This is a genomic window from Rhizobium sp. L43, from assembly GCF_002531725.1.
Classification (GTDB): Bacteria; Pseudomonadota; Alphaproteobacteria; order Rhizobiales; family Rhizobiaceae; genus Rhizobium.
Window position 1 is genome coordinate 168913 of record NZ_NWSQ01000004.1, and the last position, 14402, is coordinate 183314.

The 14402-nt window shown below is 62.2% G+C and carries 14 protein-coding genes; 3 read left to right on the forward strand and 11 right to left on the reverse strand.

Going from position 1 to position 14402, the window contains the following annotated elements; all coding sequences use genetic code 11:
• Positions 1 to 33 precede the first annotated feature (33 nt).
• Positions 34 to 966, forward strand: coding sequence for a hypothetical protein (locus CO667_RS05875; RefSeq protein ID WP_097617508.1), 933 nt, complete (start codon positions 34 to 36; stop codon positions 964 to 966).
• A 75-nt stretch (positions 967 to 1041) separates the two neighbouring features.
• Here the strand turns inward: CO667_RS05875 and rarD are convergent, their stop codons facing one another.
• The 7 genes from rarD to cysS form a co-directional block, all read right to left on the reverse strand.
• Positions 1042 to 1956, reverse strand: coding sequence for an EamA family transporter RarD (rarD, locus tag CO667_RS05880; RefSeq protein ID WP_097617509.1), 915 nt, complete (start codon positions 1954 to 1956; stop codon positions 1042 to 1044).
• Between the two features lie 176 nt (positions 1957 to 2132).
• Positions 2133 to 3746, reverse strand: a complete 1614-nt coding sequence (gene cimA / locus CO667_RS05885) for a citramalate synthase (RefSeq protein WP_097617510.1) — start codon at positions 3744 to 3746, stop codon at positions 2133 to 2135.
• A 165-nt stretch (positions 3747 to 3911) separates the two neighbouring features.
• Positions 3912 to 4871 (reverse strand): prolyl aminopeptidase, encoded by a 960-nt coding sequence (gene pip, locus CO667_RS05890; protein WP_097617511.1) that lies wholly within the window; start codon positions 4869 to 4871, stop codon positions 3912 to 3914.
• Positions 4868 to 5344: a GFA family protein gene (locus CO667_RS05895; protein WP_097617512.1), complete on the reverse strand. Its 477-nt coding sequence runs from the start codon at positions 5342 to 5344 to the stop codon at positions 4868 to 4870. The genes pip and CO667_RS05895 overlap by 4 nt, the downstream gene beginning before the upstream one ends.
• Positions 5341 to 5829: a GFA family protein gene (locus CO667_RS05900; protein ID WP_097617513.1), complete on the reverse strand. Its 489-nt coding sequence runs from the start codon at positions 5827 to 5829 to the stop codon at positions 5341 to 5343. Before CO667_RS05900 ends, CO667_RS05895 begins: the two co-directional genes overlap by 4 nt.
• Positions 5826 to 6302, reverse strand: coding sequence for a GFA family protein (locus CO667_RS05905; RefSeq protein WP_097617514.1), 477 nt, complete (start codon positions 6300 to 6302; stop codon positions 5826 to 5828). The genes CO667_RS05900 and CO667_RS05905 overlap by 4 nt, the downstream gene beginning before the upstream one ends.
• 211 nt (positions 6303 to 6513) lie before the next feature.
• Positions 6514 to 7905: a cysteine--tRNA ligase gene (gene cysS / locus CO667_RS05915; protein ID WP_097617516.1), complete on the reverse strand. Its 1392-nt coding sequence runs from the start codon at positions 7903 to 7905 to the stop codon at positions 6514 to 6516.
• 400 nt (positions 7906 to 8305) lie between these two features.
• Between cysS and CO667_RS05920 the strand changes: the two genes are divergently transcribed.
• Positions 8306 to 9010, forward strand: coding sequence for a GH25 family lysozyme (locus tag CO667_RS05920; protein WP_097617517.1), 705 nt, complete (start codon positions 8306 to 8308; stop codon positions 9008 to 9010).
• A gap of 10 nt (positions 9011 to 9020) precedes the next feature.
• Here CO667_RS05920 and CO667_RS05925 read toward each other — a convergent pair whose 3' ends face one another.
• From CO667_RS05925 to radA, 4 genes are all read right to left on the reverse strand, one after another.
• A complete protein-coding gene (locus CO667_RS05925; RefSeq protein WP_097617518.1) occupies positions 9021 to 9761 on the reverse strand; it encodes an SDR family NAD(P)-dependent oxidoreductase in 741 nt (246 codons plus the stop codon).
• Between the two features lie 89 nt (positions 9762 to 9850).
• Positions 9851 to 11341: an amidophosphoribosyltransferase gene (purF, locus tag CO667_RS05930; RefSeq protein WP_028756959.1), complete on the reverse strand. Its 1491-nt coding sequence runs from the start codon at positions 11339 to 11341 to the stop codon at positions 9851 to 9853.
• Positions 11342 to 11490: 149 nt separating this feature from the next.
• Complete coding sequence (locus CO667_RS05935) at positions 11491 to 12108, reverse strand: CvpA family protein (protein ID WP_097617519.1); 618 nt, start codon at positions 12106 to 12108, stop codon at positions 11491 to 11493.
• A gap of 90 nt (positions 12109 to 12198) precedes the next feature.
• The gene (radA, locus tag CO667_RS05940) at positions 12199 to 13599 is read right to left on the reverse strand and encodes a DNA repair protein RadA (protein ID WP_097617520.1); all 1401 of its coding nucleotides are present in this window, start codon (positions 13597 to 13599) and stop codon (positions 12199 to 12201) included.
• Positions 13600 to 13765: 166 nt separating this feature from the next.
• Here radA and CO667_RS05945 point away from each other — a divergent pair, with 166 nt between their 5' ends.
• Positions 13766 to 14401 carry a LysE family translocator gene (locus CO667_RS05945; RefSeq protein ID WP_097617521.1) on the forward strand — a complete coding sequence of 212 codons (636 nt, stop codon included), beginning with the start codon at positions 13766 to 13768 and terminating at the stop codon, positions 14399 to 14401.
• Position 14402: the final 1 nt, after the last annotated feature.

A 14402-nucleotide genomic window follows, 5' to 3' on the forward strand; every position in this document is an offset into this window, starting at 1 on the left:
AAGCTCGGCGCGGCCATCAAGTCACTCGTTCCTATGACAATTCTGATCAACGCCATCTTGGATGCCGGACGAACTGCCGTCGACATCGCGATATTCACCTTTCTGCCGTTGATGATCGTGACATTCTCGCTGATGCGCTATCTCGAGGGTATGAGCGCCTTGCGATGGATGGCCGGCAAGGCCGACCCGCTCTTCCGATTGTTCGGTCTGGACGGTTTCGGAGCCTTGGCGATTATCCAGCTCAGCCTCGTCAGTTCGGCAGCCCCGGTCGCGGCCCTGTCGCTCATGGCGCACAAACGGACATCGGAGCGATTCATGGCCGCCGCCTTTGCCGCGGTGCTTGCGGCCGCGCCGGCAAATGCCAGTTTTCCGCTCGCAAGCCTCGGTGTCGATCCCGGCTTGATCATCGTCAACGGTCTTTGCGGAGCGCTTGTGGCGTCCACTCTCGCTTGCTGGATGATTGGACGCCGTTCCTTGTTTGAAACGGTCTGTTCCCGTGACACGGCCGATGACCACGTCGCCGCAAGACGCGATCTGCTGGCGGCAATCAACCGCGGTGGCGCAGATGCCGTTCGGGTCATTTCGGCAATTCTGCCGGTGCTGGTGATCTCCCTGGAGATGGTGAGGCTAATCCAAAGCACAGGCGCACTTTCGGTCTTCACGTCCGTTGCGCAGCCGTTGCTTCAGTTGCTCGGCGTCTCGCAGCAGGATGTCCTGTTCTTGCTCACAAAGTGCCTGGCAGGGTCGAGCGCAGCGGTCACGCTGTTACTCGACCTCCACAAGGAGCAGGGCCTTGCGCCTGAGAAGATCATTCACGGGTCCGCATTTCTGCTAAACCCTCTCGACGTTCCCGGTCTTTCCATCCTGATCGCTTCGGTGCCGGCGCTCAGGCCGGTGGCAGGCGTCGCCGTCGTGAGCGCATTGGCCGGGATCGTTGTCCGCACGGCGCTGCTGTCCTGGTTTTAAAGCCGACGCGCTCCGGCTTTCGATGGTTCGATCGTTACGTAGCAACGACGACATCCGTTGGACAGGGACTCCGAACTAGCGCCCGCGGCTACCCTTCAGCATCGACCAGCTATAGAGGAACAGCCCCGCCCAGATCAGCGGGAAGGCGATCATGCGCGCCGTGCTGAGCGGCTCGTGGAAGACGAAGACGGCAATCAGGAAGATCATCGTCGGCGCGATATACTGCATGATGCCGATCGTCGACAGCTTCAAGAGCTTGGCGCCGTTGGCATAGATCATCAGCGGCACGGCGGTGATGACGCCGCAGCCGAGCAGCAGCGTGGTGTCGGCAAGACTTGTGCGGTAGAGATGGCCCTGGCCGCTGTCGAATTCGAGATAGAGGATGTAAAGCAGGGCCGGCCCGCTGAGGATCAGCACTTCGAGGAAGAAGCCCTGGTTCGGCCCGAGCGGCAGCGTCTTGCGGAACAGGGCATAAAAACCCCAGCTGATTGCCAGCGTCAGCGCCACCCACGGGATGCCGCCGCTATCGAATGCGAGAATGGCGACGGCAAGGGCGGCAAGCGCGATCGCCGCGATTTGCAGCGGCTGCAGCTTTTCCTTGAGAAACACCGCGCCGAGGAAGATGCTGAACAGCGGATTGATGAAATAGCCGAGCGCCGCATCGAGTGAATGGCCGGCACCGATGGCCCAGACATAGGTGCCCCAGTTGACGGTGATCAGCGACGCCGTCAGCGCCGCCATCGCCAGCATGCGCGGCGAGCGCAGCGCGGTCGCGATGTCCTGCGTACGCCCGAGCACGATCAGCACGATGCCTGCCAGCGGCAGCGACCAGACAATGCGATGGGCGATCACCTCGGCCGGCGGAATATGCGCCACCGCCTTCATGTAGATCGGCAGAAAACCCCAGAGCAGATAGGCCGTCAGCGCGAAGGCGAAACCACGCGGACTATCTTCGTTCTTGGCCAGCGGAACGGATACATCGGTCGACATCGGCTGTTTCCATCTTTGTTCTTCTTCTGATCCGGCCTAGCTTAAGCGCCGTGAATAGGCCAATTCATTTCGTTGAATGAAGGGTAAGGAGATTTGACGCGGATGGCGACGCGATGAACGGATGACAGCGGCCAAGGCCGGTATCGGCCTTGGCGCGGAGAACCGGCGGAATAGACTTATTCCGCCGCGATCTTGCCGGCCAGCTGCCGGTTCTTCATCAGCTTGTAGATGACGGAATCCATCAGCGCCTGGAACGAGGCGTCGATGATGTTTTCCGAGACGCCGACCGTCCACCAGCGCACGCCGTCGCTGTCGGTGGATTCGATCAGCACGCGGGTGATCGCCTCCGTGCCGCCATTGAGGATACGCACCTTGAAATCGGCGAGCACCAGATCGTCGATCTCGTGCTGATACTTGCCGAAATCCTTGCGCAGCGCCAGGTCGAGCGCGTTGACCGGTCCTTCCGCATCGGCAACCGACATCAGCGTCTGGCCGTCGATGGTGATCTTGACCACCGCCTCCGAGACGATCTTCACGCGGCCAAGGCTGTCGAAGCGGCGCTCGATCATCACGCGGAAGCCTTCGATGGTGAAGAATTCCGGGATCGTGCCGAGCGTGCGGTGCGCCAGGAGCTCGAAGCTCGCGTCGGCGCCCTCATAGGCATAGCCGATGGATTCCCGTTCCTTGACGATCGAGATCAGCAGGTCGAGCTTCGGATCGTCCTTGGCGACGGTGATGCCGCGCCGCTTCAGCGCATTGATGAAGTTCGCCTTGCCGCCCTGGTCCGACACCATGACCTTGCGGAAGTTGCCGACGGTTTCCGGCGGCACGTGTTCATAGGTGCGCGGGTCCTTGATCAGCGCCGATGCGTGGATGCCGGCCTTGGTGGCGAAGGCGGAAGCGCCGACATAGGGCATCTGGTGGTCGGGCGAGCGGTTGAGCAGCTCGTCGAAGGCATGCGAGAGCCGGGTGAGGTTGAGCAGCCGCTCCTCGTCGATCGCCGTTTCGAAACGTGAGGTATAGGCGCTCTTCAGCGCCAGCGTCGGGATCAGCGTCACCAGATTGGCATTGCCGCAGCGCTCGCCGATGCCGTTCAGCGTGCCCTGGATCTGCCGGACGCCGGCTTCGACCGCGGCAAGCGAATTGGCGACTGCCTGTCCGGTGTCGTTATGCGCATGAATGCCGAGACAGTGGCCGGGAACGCCTGAGGCGATCACCGCCTCGACGATGGCGCGGACCTCCGGCGGCTGCGTGCCGCCATTGGTGTCGCAGAGCACGACCCAGCGTGCGCCGCTCTCATAGGCCGTCTTGGCGCAGGCGAGCGCATAGGCCGGATTGGCCTTGAAGCCGTCGAAGAAATGCTCGCAATCGACGATCGCTTCCTTGCCGGCGCCGACGGCTGCCTTGACGCTTTCGGCAATGCTTTCGAGGTTTTCCTCATTGGTGCAGCCGAGCGCCACCGCGACGTGATAATCCCAGGTCTTGGCGACGAAACAGATGGCGTCGCTTTTGGCCTGCAGCAGCCCGGCAATGCCGGGATCGTTGGAGACCGAAACACCCGCCCGCTTGGTCATGCCGAAGGCGACGAAGCGGGCCTGGCTGGTGCGCTTCTCGCTGAAGAAGGCGGTATCGGTTGGATTGGCGCCGGGGTAACCGCCCTCGACATAGTCGAAGCCGAACTCATCCAGCATGGCGGCTATCGCAATCTTGTCCTCGACCGAAAAATCGATGCCGGGCGTCTGCTGCCCGTCCCGGAGCGTCGTGTCGAAGAGGTAGATGCGTTCTTTCATGTCGTTTCCTCCCGGCGGGCGGGTGTTGTTTTCTGTTGTGCGGAAGCCCCCTCATCCGCCCTACGGGCACCTTCTCCCCGAGGGGAGAAGGGGTAGCCGCGTCGCTCGCCTTGTCCCCTCTCCCCTCGGGGAGAGGGTTAGGGTGAGGGGGCCTCACGGTACGGCTTATAACTTCCCGGCAAACTGATCCGTCGCCCGGATCAGCCGATCGAGAATCCCTGGCTCCGAATAGGCATGGCCCGCACCCTCGATCAGGTGGAACTCCGCCTTCGGCCAGGCCTTGTGCAGCCGCCAGGCATATTTGGCCGGGCAGGGCATGTCGTAGCGGCCATGGACGATGACGCCGGGAATATCCTTGAGCCTGCCGGCATCGCGGATCAACTGTCCCTCGTCCATCCAGCCGGCATTGATGAAGAAATGGTTCTCGATCCGCGCAAAGGCATAGGCGAATTCCGCCTCCTCGAACTTGCCGCTCGTCGAAGGTTCCGGCAGCAGCGTGATCGTTTCGCCTTCCCAGATGCTCCAAGCCTGCGCGGCTGCAAGGCGCACCGTCCGATCCTCATGCGTCAGGCGGCGATGATAGGCATGCATCATCTCATGCCGCTCCTCCGGCGGAATGGGAGCGATGAAGCGCTCCCATTTATCCGGGAATATTTCCGAGACGCCGAACTGATAGTACCAGTCGAGCTCGGCCTTGGTCAGCGTATAGATGCCGCGCAGAATGAGTTCGGACACGTGCTGCGGATGCGTCTCGGCATAGGCGAGCGCCAGCGTCGAACCCCAGGAGCCGCCGAACACCTGCCATGTCTCGACGCCGGCCATTTCGCGCAGCCGCTCGATATCGGCTACGAGGTGCCAGGTGGTGTTGGCGTTGAGATCCGCATGCGGCGTCGACCTGCCGCAACCGCGCTGGTCAAACAGCATGACGTCGTAGAGATGGGGATCGAAAAGCCGGCGATGGGCAGGCGAAAAGCCGCCGCCCGGGCCGCCATGCAGGAAGACGGCCGGCTTGGCGCCAGGTGTTCCCGAGCGCTCCCAATAGATCACATGGCCGTCGCCGACATCGAGATGGCCGGAAGCATAGGGTTCGATCTCGGGATAGAGCGTGCGCAGGATCTCGGTCATATCTTCACGCCTTTCGCGGGCCAGACGGCTGTATCGTGATCGGGATGCTGGAAGGAGATGATCGCTTCCTGCCGGGCATAAAAATCGGGATCTGTGTGCACCGGCGCCTTGAAGATTTCCTCGACCCAGGGCAGGCGAGCCTCGTAATTGACCTGGATCTGCGGTGCGAGGTCGCTGCGATCGTCGAAAGTGCCGATCGCAAGCTCCAGCCCGCCGGGATGACGATAGGTCATCGGCGTGCCGCAATTGCTGCAGAAGCCGCGCTCGATATTGACTGAGGACTGGAAGTAGCTCGGCTCGCCGCGCGTCCATTCCATACCTTCCTCAGGCGCGGTGACGAGCGCGGAGAAAAAACCGCCGAACTGCTTCTGGCACATGCGGCAATGGCAGATCGAGGGGCGCCCCAACTTGCCTGAGATGCGGAAGCGCACGGCGCCGCACTGGCATCCGCCTGTCTTGATCGTATCCGTCATGCGGTCTCTCCGAGGGGCCAGATTTTCGTATCGTGGTCGGGGTGCTGATGATTGCTTGCCGCGATCGCGGTCTCGCGGTCGGGTGTTTCAGGCTCTGGTTCGAGCGGCAGGCCGTCCAGCGCATGAAACCAGGACATCTTGCGGCCGGTGTTCGATTGCGCCACCGGCTTGACCGCATCGGGATTATCCAGCGTGCCAAGCGTGATATTGATGAAATCAGTCCCCGGGATGTCGTAGAACAGCGGCGTCCCGCAATCGCCGCAGAAGCCGCGCCGCACCAGATCCGAGGATTGAAACCATTTCGGCGCGCCGCGCGTCAGGGTAAAATCGCTACGCTTCACGCCGGCCAGCGGCATGAAATAATTACCGGCCGCCTTCTGGCACATGCGGCAATGGCAAAGATGGGGGTAGCCGAGTTCGCCTTTGGCGCGATAACGCAATGCGCCGCACTGGCACCCGCCGCTTTTGTCCGTTTCCGTCGTCATCCGAGCTCCTTGGGTGGCCATGCCTGCGTCTCATGATCGGGATGCTGATAGGAAACGAGTTCGTGCAGGAAAGAGCCCGCCGTCAGATCCGCCTCGGTTCTTTCTCCGGGCAGTTCGTGCAGATGATCGACGAATCCGATCTTGCCTTCCACACCCCATTGAATGGTCGGCGGAAGCAATGATGGATCGTCGAAGGCGCCTGCGGCAATCGCCATTCCATCCGGTGCCTCATAGGTCAGCGGCGTGCCGCAATCACCGCAGAAACCGCGCTCGACGAAATTCGAAGAGCGGAACCGCTTCCGCTCTCCGCGCGCCCATTCGAACTCGGCGCCGCGCACCGAGACCAGCGGCGCATAATAGGCCCCGAACGCCTTCTGGCACATGCGGCAATGACAGATCGACGAATCCTTGAGTTCGCCGCTGACGCGAAAACGGATCGCTCCGCATTGGCAGCCGCCGGTGTAGGTGGTCATCGACTATTCCTCCCTTGGGATTCCAGCCTGGGCGCAAAGACCCCTCCCAACCCTCCCCACAAGGGGGAGGGCTCGCTGGTGGCACCACCTTCGCTTTTGCCTAGAATTCCGGCAGTGGTGGTGAGGTCGCATCGGAGGAGCAGCGCGGCACCATAGCCCCTCCCCCTTGTGGGGAGGGGTTGGGGAGGGGTCTTTTCCCAACTCGCCACTTTCACCGCTTGACCTCCCAAGTCGTCACGCGCTCGCCGGTCGCCGCATCCTTGCCGTCCTTCAACTGGATGCCTTTTGCCGTCAGCTCGTCGCGGATCTTGTCGGCCTCGGCAAAATTTTTCGCCTTCAGCATTTCGAGGCGCATGGCGACCAGCGCATCGACCGCCGCCGCCACGGCTTCGTCGATCTCCATCTTTTTCGGCAACAGGCCCAGAAGGTCGGCCGTTGCGGCGAAGGTGGCACCCACGGTGGGATCCGTATGGGCGGCCTGCGCCAGCGCATGCAGTGCCTGCACTGCCGCCACCGTATTGAGATCGTCGGCCAGCGCCTTCAGCACGCCGTCGTCGGGTGCGGCATCGCCGGCTTCCGTCGCCGGCCATTTGGCGAGCAGCCGTTCGGCTTCTTCCAGTCGCTTGATCGAGAAATCGATCGGCTCGCGGTAATGCGTCATCAGCATGGCAAGACGCAGCACCTCGCCCGGCCATTTGCGGCCGCCGAAGGTGTCCGTGTGCAGCAACTCGTGGATGGTGACGAAATTGCCTTCGGATTTCGACATCTTGCGACCTTCGACCTGCAGGAAGCCGTTATGCATCCAGACATTCGCCATCACCTCGGTACCGTGGGCGCAGCGCGACTGGGCGATCTCGTTTTCATGATGCGGAAAGATCAGGTCCAGCCCGCCGCCGTGAATGTCGAAGACATCGCCGAGATAACGCTTGCTCATCGCGGAGCATTCGATGTGCCATCCGGGCCGGCCGCGGCCCCAGGGGCTCTCCCAGCCGGGCTCGTTGTGGCTCGACAGCTTCCAGAGCACGAAATCGCCCGGATTCTTCTTGTGCGCGTCGACGGCGATGCGGGCGCCGGCCTGCTGTTCGTCGAGAGGGCGCTTCGAAAGCTGGCCATAATCCGCCATGGATTTGGTGTCGAACAGCACTTCGCCCGATGCGACATAGGCATGACCGTTGCCGATCAGCTTTTCGATGATTTCGGTCATCTCTTCGATATTGTCGGTGGCGCGCGGCTCGAAGCTCGGCTCCAGGCAGCCGAGTTCGGCGACATCGGCGTGATATTGCGTCTCGGTCTTTTCGGTGACCGCGCGGATCGCTTCATTGAGCGGCAGGCCTGGATGGTCGCGAAGTGCGCGCGCATTGATCTTGTCGTCAACGTCGGTGATGTTGCGGGCATAGGTGACGTGGTCTTCGCCATAGGCATGGCGCAGCAGCCGGAACAGCACGTCGAAGACGATGGCTGGCCGGGCATTGCCGATATGGGCGAAGTCATAGACGGTCGGGCCGCAGACATACAGGCGGACATTGTTGGGATCGATCGGCGAAAAGACCGATTTTTCCCGTGTCAGCGTGTTGTACAGCTTCAGTTCCGGCGTCGCGTCCATTTCACTCTCCCAAAGGCACGATCAGAAAAATAGTGCGACCGGCGGACCGGGGCGTTTCGCATCTTGACTATTTGGGAGACGAAAACGGCCGGGCCAGCGCTCGCGCTAGCGAATAATCTTCCGGCAGATAATGCAGATAACCGTTTTCATGGCGGGATTTATGGCTCGGGAATGGCATTTGGTCAAGAGGGACGAGGAGCGATCCGGCGGTAACCGGAGCGACATATCCGGCGACCCGATTGCAAGGGTGAGCGTCCGGCGAAGACACGGGTGCGCACGCTGAGGCTCGTCCGCCATTTTCGCGGCACAAATCGCGAATAGCCAGTTGGCGGGCTGCCGAGAAATGGGGGGATGAGTGAGAAGCTTGGTCTGGGGAACGATCGGAGCGACTGTAATTCTGATGGTCGCATCCGCTGCTTATTTCGCATACGATTTCGGGATGCTTCGTTTCAACAATCCCTCTCTCGACAGCTATCCGATCCAAGGCATCGATGTCAGCCATCACCAGGGCGACATCGATTGGAAGACCGTTGCCGCGCAGGCGAATGTCCGCTTCGCCTTCATGAAGGCGACCGAAGGCGGCGACCACAGGGATTCCCGATTCGCCGAGAACTGGCAGCGCGCCGGAGACGCCGGAGTGGTCAGGGGCGCCTATCATTTCTTCACCTTCTGCCGCCCGGGCAAGGATCAGGCGCAGAATGTCCTGGCGACCGTGCCGAAAGAGCCGGGAACCCTGCCCATCGCCGTCGACCTAGAGTTTGTCGGCAATTGCAACAAGGTCCCGACGCTCGAGGAAATGGCGACGGAGGTGAACGCCTTCTTCACCGAGCTGAAAGGCACCTTTCCGGAAAAGCCGATTTTCTACGTCACGCAGGAGTTCTTCGATCAATATCTGAAAGGCAATGAAGCCCGCTTCCCCGACCATTACCTCTGGCTGCGAAGCGTATTCAAGGAGCCGGCGCAGGAAGACTGCCGTCGTTGGTCGATCTGGCAATTTGCCGATAACGGCACCTTGGACGGCATTCAAGGACCGGTGGACCTCAATGCCTTATGCCCGTCGGAGACGGGCCTGGCGCCCCTATTCCCATCCGTTGCAGCGAAGTGAGAGGTGCGGCCTATTCCGGCAGGCGGTAGTCGACGAGCTTGTTTTCCCGCACGATGAACAGCTTGCCCGTCTCCGTCACTCCGGGACCGAGCAGCGGCAGGATTGCCTTCGCCACCTCGGAAGGATGCGGCAGCGTCTGCGGGTCTTCGCCGGGCACCGCCTGCGACCGCATGGCGGTGCGGGTCGCGCCGGGATCGACGCTGGTGATCCTCAGCGGCGTACTTTGGCTCTCGCCGGCCCAGGTGCGCGCCAGCGCCTCGACGGCGGCCTTGGACGCGGAGTAGGCGCCCCAGAAGGGACGGCACTTATGGGCGGCGCCCGAGGTCAGGATGACGGCGCGGCCAGCATCGGAACGGGCGAGCAGCGGGTCGACCGAGCGGATCAGCCGCCATGTCGCGGTGACATTGATGGTCATCACCTTCTCGAACACCTTCGCCTCGATATGGCCGATCGGCGAAATCACCCCGAGCACGCCGGCATTGGCGACGAGGATGTCGAGCTTGCCCCAGCGCTCGAAGATCGAGCCGCCGAGCGCGTCGATCGCGTTCATGTCGGCTAGGTCGAAGGGCACCAGCGTCGCCGTGCCACCGACGGCCTTGATCGCATCGTCGAGATCCTCAAGCCCGCCGACCGTGCGGGCGCAGGCAATCACATGGGCGCCGGCTCTGGCAAGCTCCAGCGCCGTGAAATAGCCGATGCCGCGCGACGCACCGGTGACGAGCGCGATCTTGCCCTCAAGATTGATGTTCATGATGTCGTATTCCCCGACGAAGGGAGAGGGGTGCGGTGAACCCCTCCGGATGGATGATAGGAAAGCCGGCCCGTGTCAGCCTTTGCTGGTCAGCCGTTGCTGGCAAGCATCGAAAGCTTGTTGCCCATCGACTCGCCGTTCTTATCGAGCAGGCGGGTCGGATAGTCACCGGTGAAATAGTGGTCGGTGAACTGCGGACGGGCCGGATTGCGATCCTCGCCGCCAACGGCACGATAGAGGCCGTTGATCGACAGGAAGGCGAGCGAATCCGCGCCGATATATTTGGCCATCGCCTCGACATCGGCATACTGGTTTGCCAGCAGCTTTTCGGCATCGGGCGTGTCGATGCCGTAGAAGTCCGGGAAGAAGATCATCGGGCTTGCAACGCGGACATGGACTTCGCGTGCGCCGGCTTCACGGATCATCTGCACGATCTTGAGAGAGGTCGTGCCGCGCACGATGGAATCGTCCACCAGCACCACGCGCTTGCCTTCGATCATCGCCCGGTTGGCAGAGTGCTTCAGCTTCACGCCGAAGGCGCGAATCTGTTGCGTCGGCTCGATGAAGGTGCGCCCGACATAATGGTTGCGGATGATGCCGTATTCGAAGGGAATGCCGCTCTGCTGGGCATAGCCGAGAGCCGCAGGCGTGCCGCCATCCGGCACCGGCACGATCACGTCGGCATCGACGGGCGATTCCTTGGCGAGGTTCATGCCCATGTTCTTGCGGGTGGTATAGACATTGCGGCCGCCGACGACCGAGTCCGGCCGGGCGAAATAGACATATTCGAACAGGCACAGGCGCTCCGGTTGCGGCTTGCTGGGCTTGCGTGCATCGATGCTGATCGAGCCGTCAGGCTGGATTTCGCAGATGACGACTTCGCCGTTCTCAACGTCGCGGATGAACTTGGCGCCGATGATGTCGAGCGCGCAGGTTTCCGAGCAGAAGATCGGCTTGCCGTCGAGTTCGCCCAGCACGAGCGGGCGGATGCCTGTGGGGTCGCGCGCGGCAATCAGCTTGGTGCGCGTCATCGCGAGCATCGAATAGCCGCCTTCCATCTGGCGGATGGCGTCGATGAAACGATCGGACGTGGAAGCATGACGGGAGCGGGCGATGAGATGCAGGACGACTTCGGTATCGGAGGTCGACTGACAGATGGCGCCGGTCGCGATGATCTGGCGGCGCAGCGTCAGGCCGTTGGTGAAATTGCCGTTATGGGCAATGGCGATGCCGCCTTCTTCCAATTCGGCAAAGAGCGGCTGCACGTTGCGCATGGCCACTTCGCCCGTCGTCGAGTAGCGCGTATGACCGATCGACATGCTGCCGGGCAGGCGGGCGAGCGTCATCGGATTGGTATAATGGTCGCCGACCAGGCCCATATGGCGCTCTTGATAAAAGCGCTTGCCGTCGAAGGAGACGATGCCGGCCGCTTCCTGTCCGCGATGCTGAAGCGCATGCAGGCCAAGAGCGGTGAGTGCCGCGGCATCGGGATGTCCCAAAATTCCGAAAACCCCGCATTCTTCATGCAGCGTATCTCCGTCGAGCGGATCGTCGGTCGGGATGGCATGGGACTGGTTCATTTCTGCGGGCCTCTGCTCTCACAAGAATGGATCGGCATTTCCAGAAATAACTGAAGCCCGGTAGAGCTGGAATGCTCGGCCGGACCCCTCATTCACGTCCCGCTCAAATGGCAATTGCCTTAGGGCGGGTCAAGCTCTTGAACACTGTGTCAATTCGCCGGCTGCTGTGCAGGCGCGGCCGGTGCGTCTTCCGCCGGCGCCTGGTCGCCCGTCGGCGGATTGGTACCTTCCGTTCCCTGTGCCTGCGGCTGAAGCTTATCACGGATGCTCGCCGGTATCATCTGGGCAAATTGTTCCGGCAGAACCGATTTCAGCTTCACGACCATCGAATCCAGGAAGGGTTTCGACTTCGCGTCGTTGACCCAGGCCGGGCGGTGGTCGGCATCGACCAGCCAGTTCCAGAAGGCGACGGCAACGACCAAGAGCAGCACGCCGCGCGCTGCCCCGAACAGGAAGCCGAGCGTGCGGTCGAGCGCGCCAACGCGGCTGTCGATGATGAAATCGGCGATCTTCATGGTGATGAAGGAGATGACGATCAGCGCGATCAGGAAGACGACCGCTGCCGAACCGACGATCGCGATGCGGTCGTCATCGGTGTATTTCTTCGCATAGGGCAGCAGGTACGGATAGAGGTAATAAGCCGCCGCCGCCGAACCGCCCCAGCTCGCGATCGAGAGGATCTCGCGCGAGAAGCCGCGGACCATCGCCAGCACGGCGGAGAAGAGCACGACGCCGATGACAATACCGTCGAAAATCGTAATGGGCATGTAATTTCAACTCCAGGACTGCCGCTTGGCGGCCGTGTCGCGCCTTATCGTGTGCCTCCTATATCATCACCAATCTTGGCAATGAAAGGATCAAACCTCGTCTTCCACACGCAGCGCTCCCTTCGACCCGGCAATGCGCGCCACCAGATCCGGCAGGCTTGCGACTTCGCTCCAGCGCCCGCCGGAGCCCTTCGGCAATTCGGCGGAGGCGGACGGAAGCAGTGCAGCGGAAAAGCCCAGCTTCTCGGCTTCCTTGAGGCGCTGGGCGGTGTGCGCAACCGGCCGGATGGCACCCGACAGGCTGACTTCGCCGAAATAGACGCAATCGGCAGGAAGGGCAATACCGGCAAGCGAGGAAACGAGCGCCGAGGCGACGGCAAGATCGGCCGCCGGTTCGGAGATGCGGTAACCGCCGGCGACGTTGAGGTAGACGTCGTGCTGGCCGAGCCGGACGCCGCAATGGGCTTCCAGCACCGCAAGGATCATCGACAGCCGGGCCGAATCCCAGCCGACCACGGCACGCCGCGGCGTGCCGAGCGAGGTTGGGGCCACCAGCGCCTGCACCTCGACGAGAATGGGGCGGGTGCCCTCCATGCCGGCGAAGACGGCAGCACCCGGCGATTTTTCGTTGCGCTCGCCGAGGAAGAGCTCCGAGGGATTGGCGACTTCGCGCAAGCCTCTGTCGGACATTTCGAAGACGCCTATCTCGTCGGTCGGGCCGAAGCGGTTCTTGACCGTGCGCAGGATGCGGTAGTGATGGCCGCGATCGCCTTCGAAATAGAGCACGGCATCGACCATGTGTTCGACGACGCGCGGGCCGGCGATCTGCCCGTCCTTGGTCACATGCCCGACAAGCACCATGGCAGCCCCGGTCTGCTTGGCGAAACGGATCATCGCCTGCACGCCGGTGCGCACCTGCGTCACCGTTCCCGGTGCGGATTCGGCAAGTTCGCTCCACAGCGTCTGGATGGAATCGATGATGACGAGATCCGGCCTTTTGCCCTCGGCAAGCGTCGCCAGAATATCCTCGACATTGGTTTCGGCCGCCAGCATCACGTCGGTATCGGCCGCCGCAAGGCGCTGCGCCCGCAGCCGCACCTGCGCCACGGCTTCTTCGCCGGAGACGTAGATGATCTTGTGGCCGCGCCGTGCAAGGGCGGCTGCCGCCTGCATCAGCAGCGTCGATTTGCCGATGCCGGGATCGCCGCCGATCAGCACTGCCGAGCCGCGCACGAAGCCGCCGCCGAGCGCCCGGTCGAGCTCCGACATGGCGGTGTGGATGCGCGGCGCCTCCTCGATCTCGCCCGACAGCGCCGTCAGCGTCACCGGCCGGCCTTTTTTCGGCGTCTTGCCGGGACCGGAGCCGATCCCGCCCATCGGGTCTTCCTCGACGATGGTGTTCCACTCGCCGCAGTTCTCGCATTTGCCGGCCCAGCGGTTATGAACCGTGCCGCAGCTCTGGCAGATGAATTGTGTCCTGGCCTTCGCCATCGATTACTCTTTCAGTCCGGGGTTCCCGAGGCAAGCAGACGCGCCGCTTCAACGAATCATTGTCGTGCTTGAGATAATGGCTATCGCGACGGATCAAAACTAATGATTTCCCCATCAGCGCGCGCCGTGCCAATCCTTTGCCTTTGCTCATCCGGAACGGTGGAATATGTTCGATTATTCGCTCGCGCACTGGCTTGCATTTCTGTCGGCGGCGGTTTTGCTCAACCTCTCGCCTGGCCCCGACATCGCGTTCATCCTCGGTCACACGATGAGAAGCGGAAAACGCGCCGGTTTTTCCGCGCTGTTCGGCGTTTGGTCCGGCGCCTGCCTGCACGTGCTGATGGCGGCACTCGGCCTCTCCGCCGTGCTTGCCGCTTCCGCCGTCGCCTTCTCCGCGGTCAAGTGGATCGGCGCCGCCTATCTCGTCTGGCTCGGCATCCAGGCCTTGCGCGCTGGTGGCGGCAATGGGTTGATAAAGGCTGCCGGTGAAGAAATGCCGGTCGCAAGGATCTACCGGCAGGGAATTCTGGTGTCGCTGCTCAATCCGAAGGTGGCTATATTCTTTCTGGCCTTCCTGCCGCAATTCGTCGTCGAAGGGGCAGGGCCGGCATGGGCCCAGCTCATGCTGCATGGTGGGCTCATCATTGTCGTCGCTGCCTTCATCGAGCCGCCGCTCGTCCTTCTCGGAGGGCGCCTTGCCGATGCGCTCAGGCATAATCAGAAAATCGGGCTATGGCTCGATCGCGGCCTCGGCGCGCTTTTCGTGGCGCTCGGCGTCCGCCTTGCGCTCAGCAGCCGCTGAG

Coding starts and splice junctions, on each gene's coding strand:
- CO667_RS05945 (WP_097617521.1), top strand. CDS start 13,766: ATGTTCGATTATTCGCTCGCGCACTGGCTTGCATTTCTGTCGGCGGCG.
- CO667_RS05925 (WP_097617518.1), bottom strand. CDS start 9,761: ATGAACATCAATCTTGAGGGCAAGATCGCGCTCGTCACCGGTGCGTCG.
- pip (WP_097617511.1), bottom strand. CDS start 4,871: ATGACCGAGATCCTGCGCACGCTCTATCCCGAGATCGAACCCTATGCT.
- radA (WP_097617520.1), bottom strand. CDS start 13,599: ATGGCGAAGGCCAGGACACAATTCATCTGCCAGAGCTGCGGCACGGTT.
- CO667_RS05875 (WP_097617508.1), top strand. CDS start 34: ATGACAATTCTGATCAACGCCATCTTGGATGCCGGACGAACTGCCGTC.
- CO667_RS05935 (WP_097617519.1), bottom strand. CDS start 12,108: ATGCCCATTACGATTTTCGACGGTATTGTCATCGGCGTCGTGCTCTTC.
- purF (WP_028756959.1), bottom strand. CDS start 11,341: ATGAACCAGTCCCATGCCATCCCGACCGACGATCCGCTCGACGGAGAT.
- CO667_RS05920 (WP_097617517.1), top strand. CDS start 8,306: ATGGTCGCATCCGCTGCTTATTTCGCATACGATTTCGGGATGCTTCGT.
- CO667_RS05900 (WP_097617513.1), bottom strand. CDS start 5,829: ATGACGACGGAAACGGACAAAAGCGGCGGGTGCCAGTGCGGCGCATTG.
- CO667_RS05895 (WP_097617512.1), bottom strand. CDS start 5,344: ATGACGGATACGATCAAGACAGGCGGATGCCAGTGCGGCGCCGTGCGC.
- cimA (WP_097617510.1), bottom strand. CDS start 3,746: ATGAAAGAACGCATCTACCTCTTCGACACGACGCTCCGGGACGGGCAG.
- CO667_RS05905 (WP_097617514.1), bottom strand. CDS start 6,302: ATGACCACCTACACCGGCGGCTGCCAATGCGGAGCGATCCGTTTTCGC.
- rarD (WP_097617509.1), bottom strand. CDS start 1,956: ATGTCGACCGATGTATCCGTTCCGCTGGCCAAGAACGAAGATAGTCCG.
- cysS (WP_097617516.1), bottom strand. CDS start 7,905: ATGGACGCGACGCCGGAACTGAAGCTGTACAACACGCTGACACGGGAA.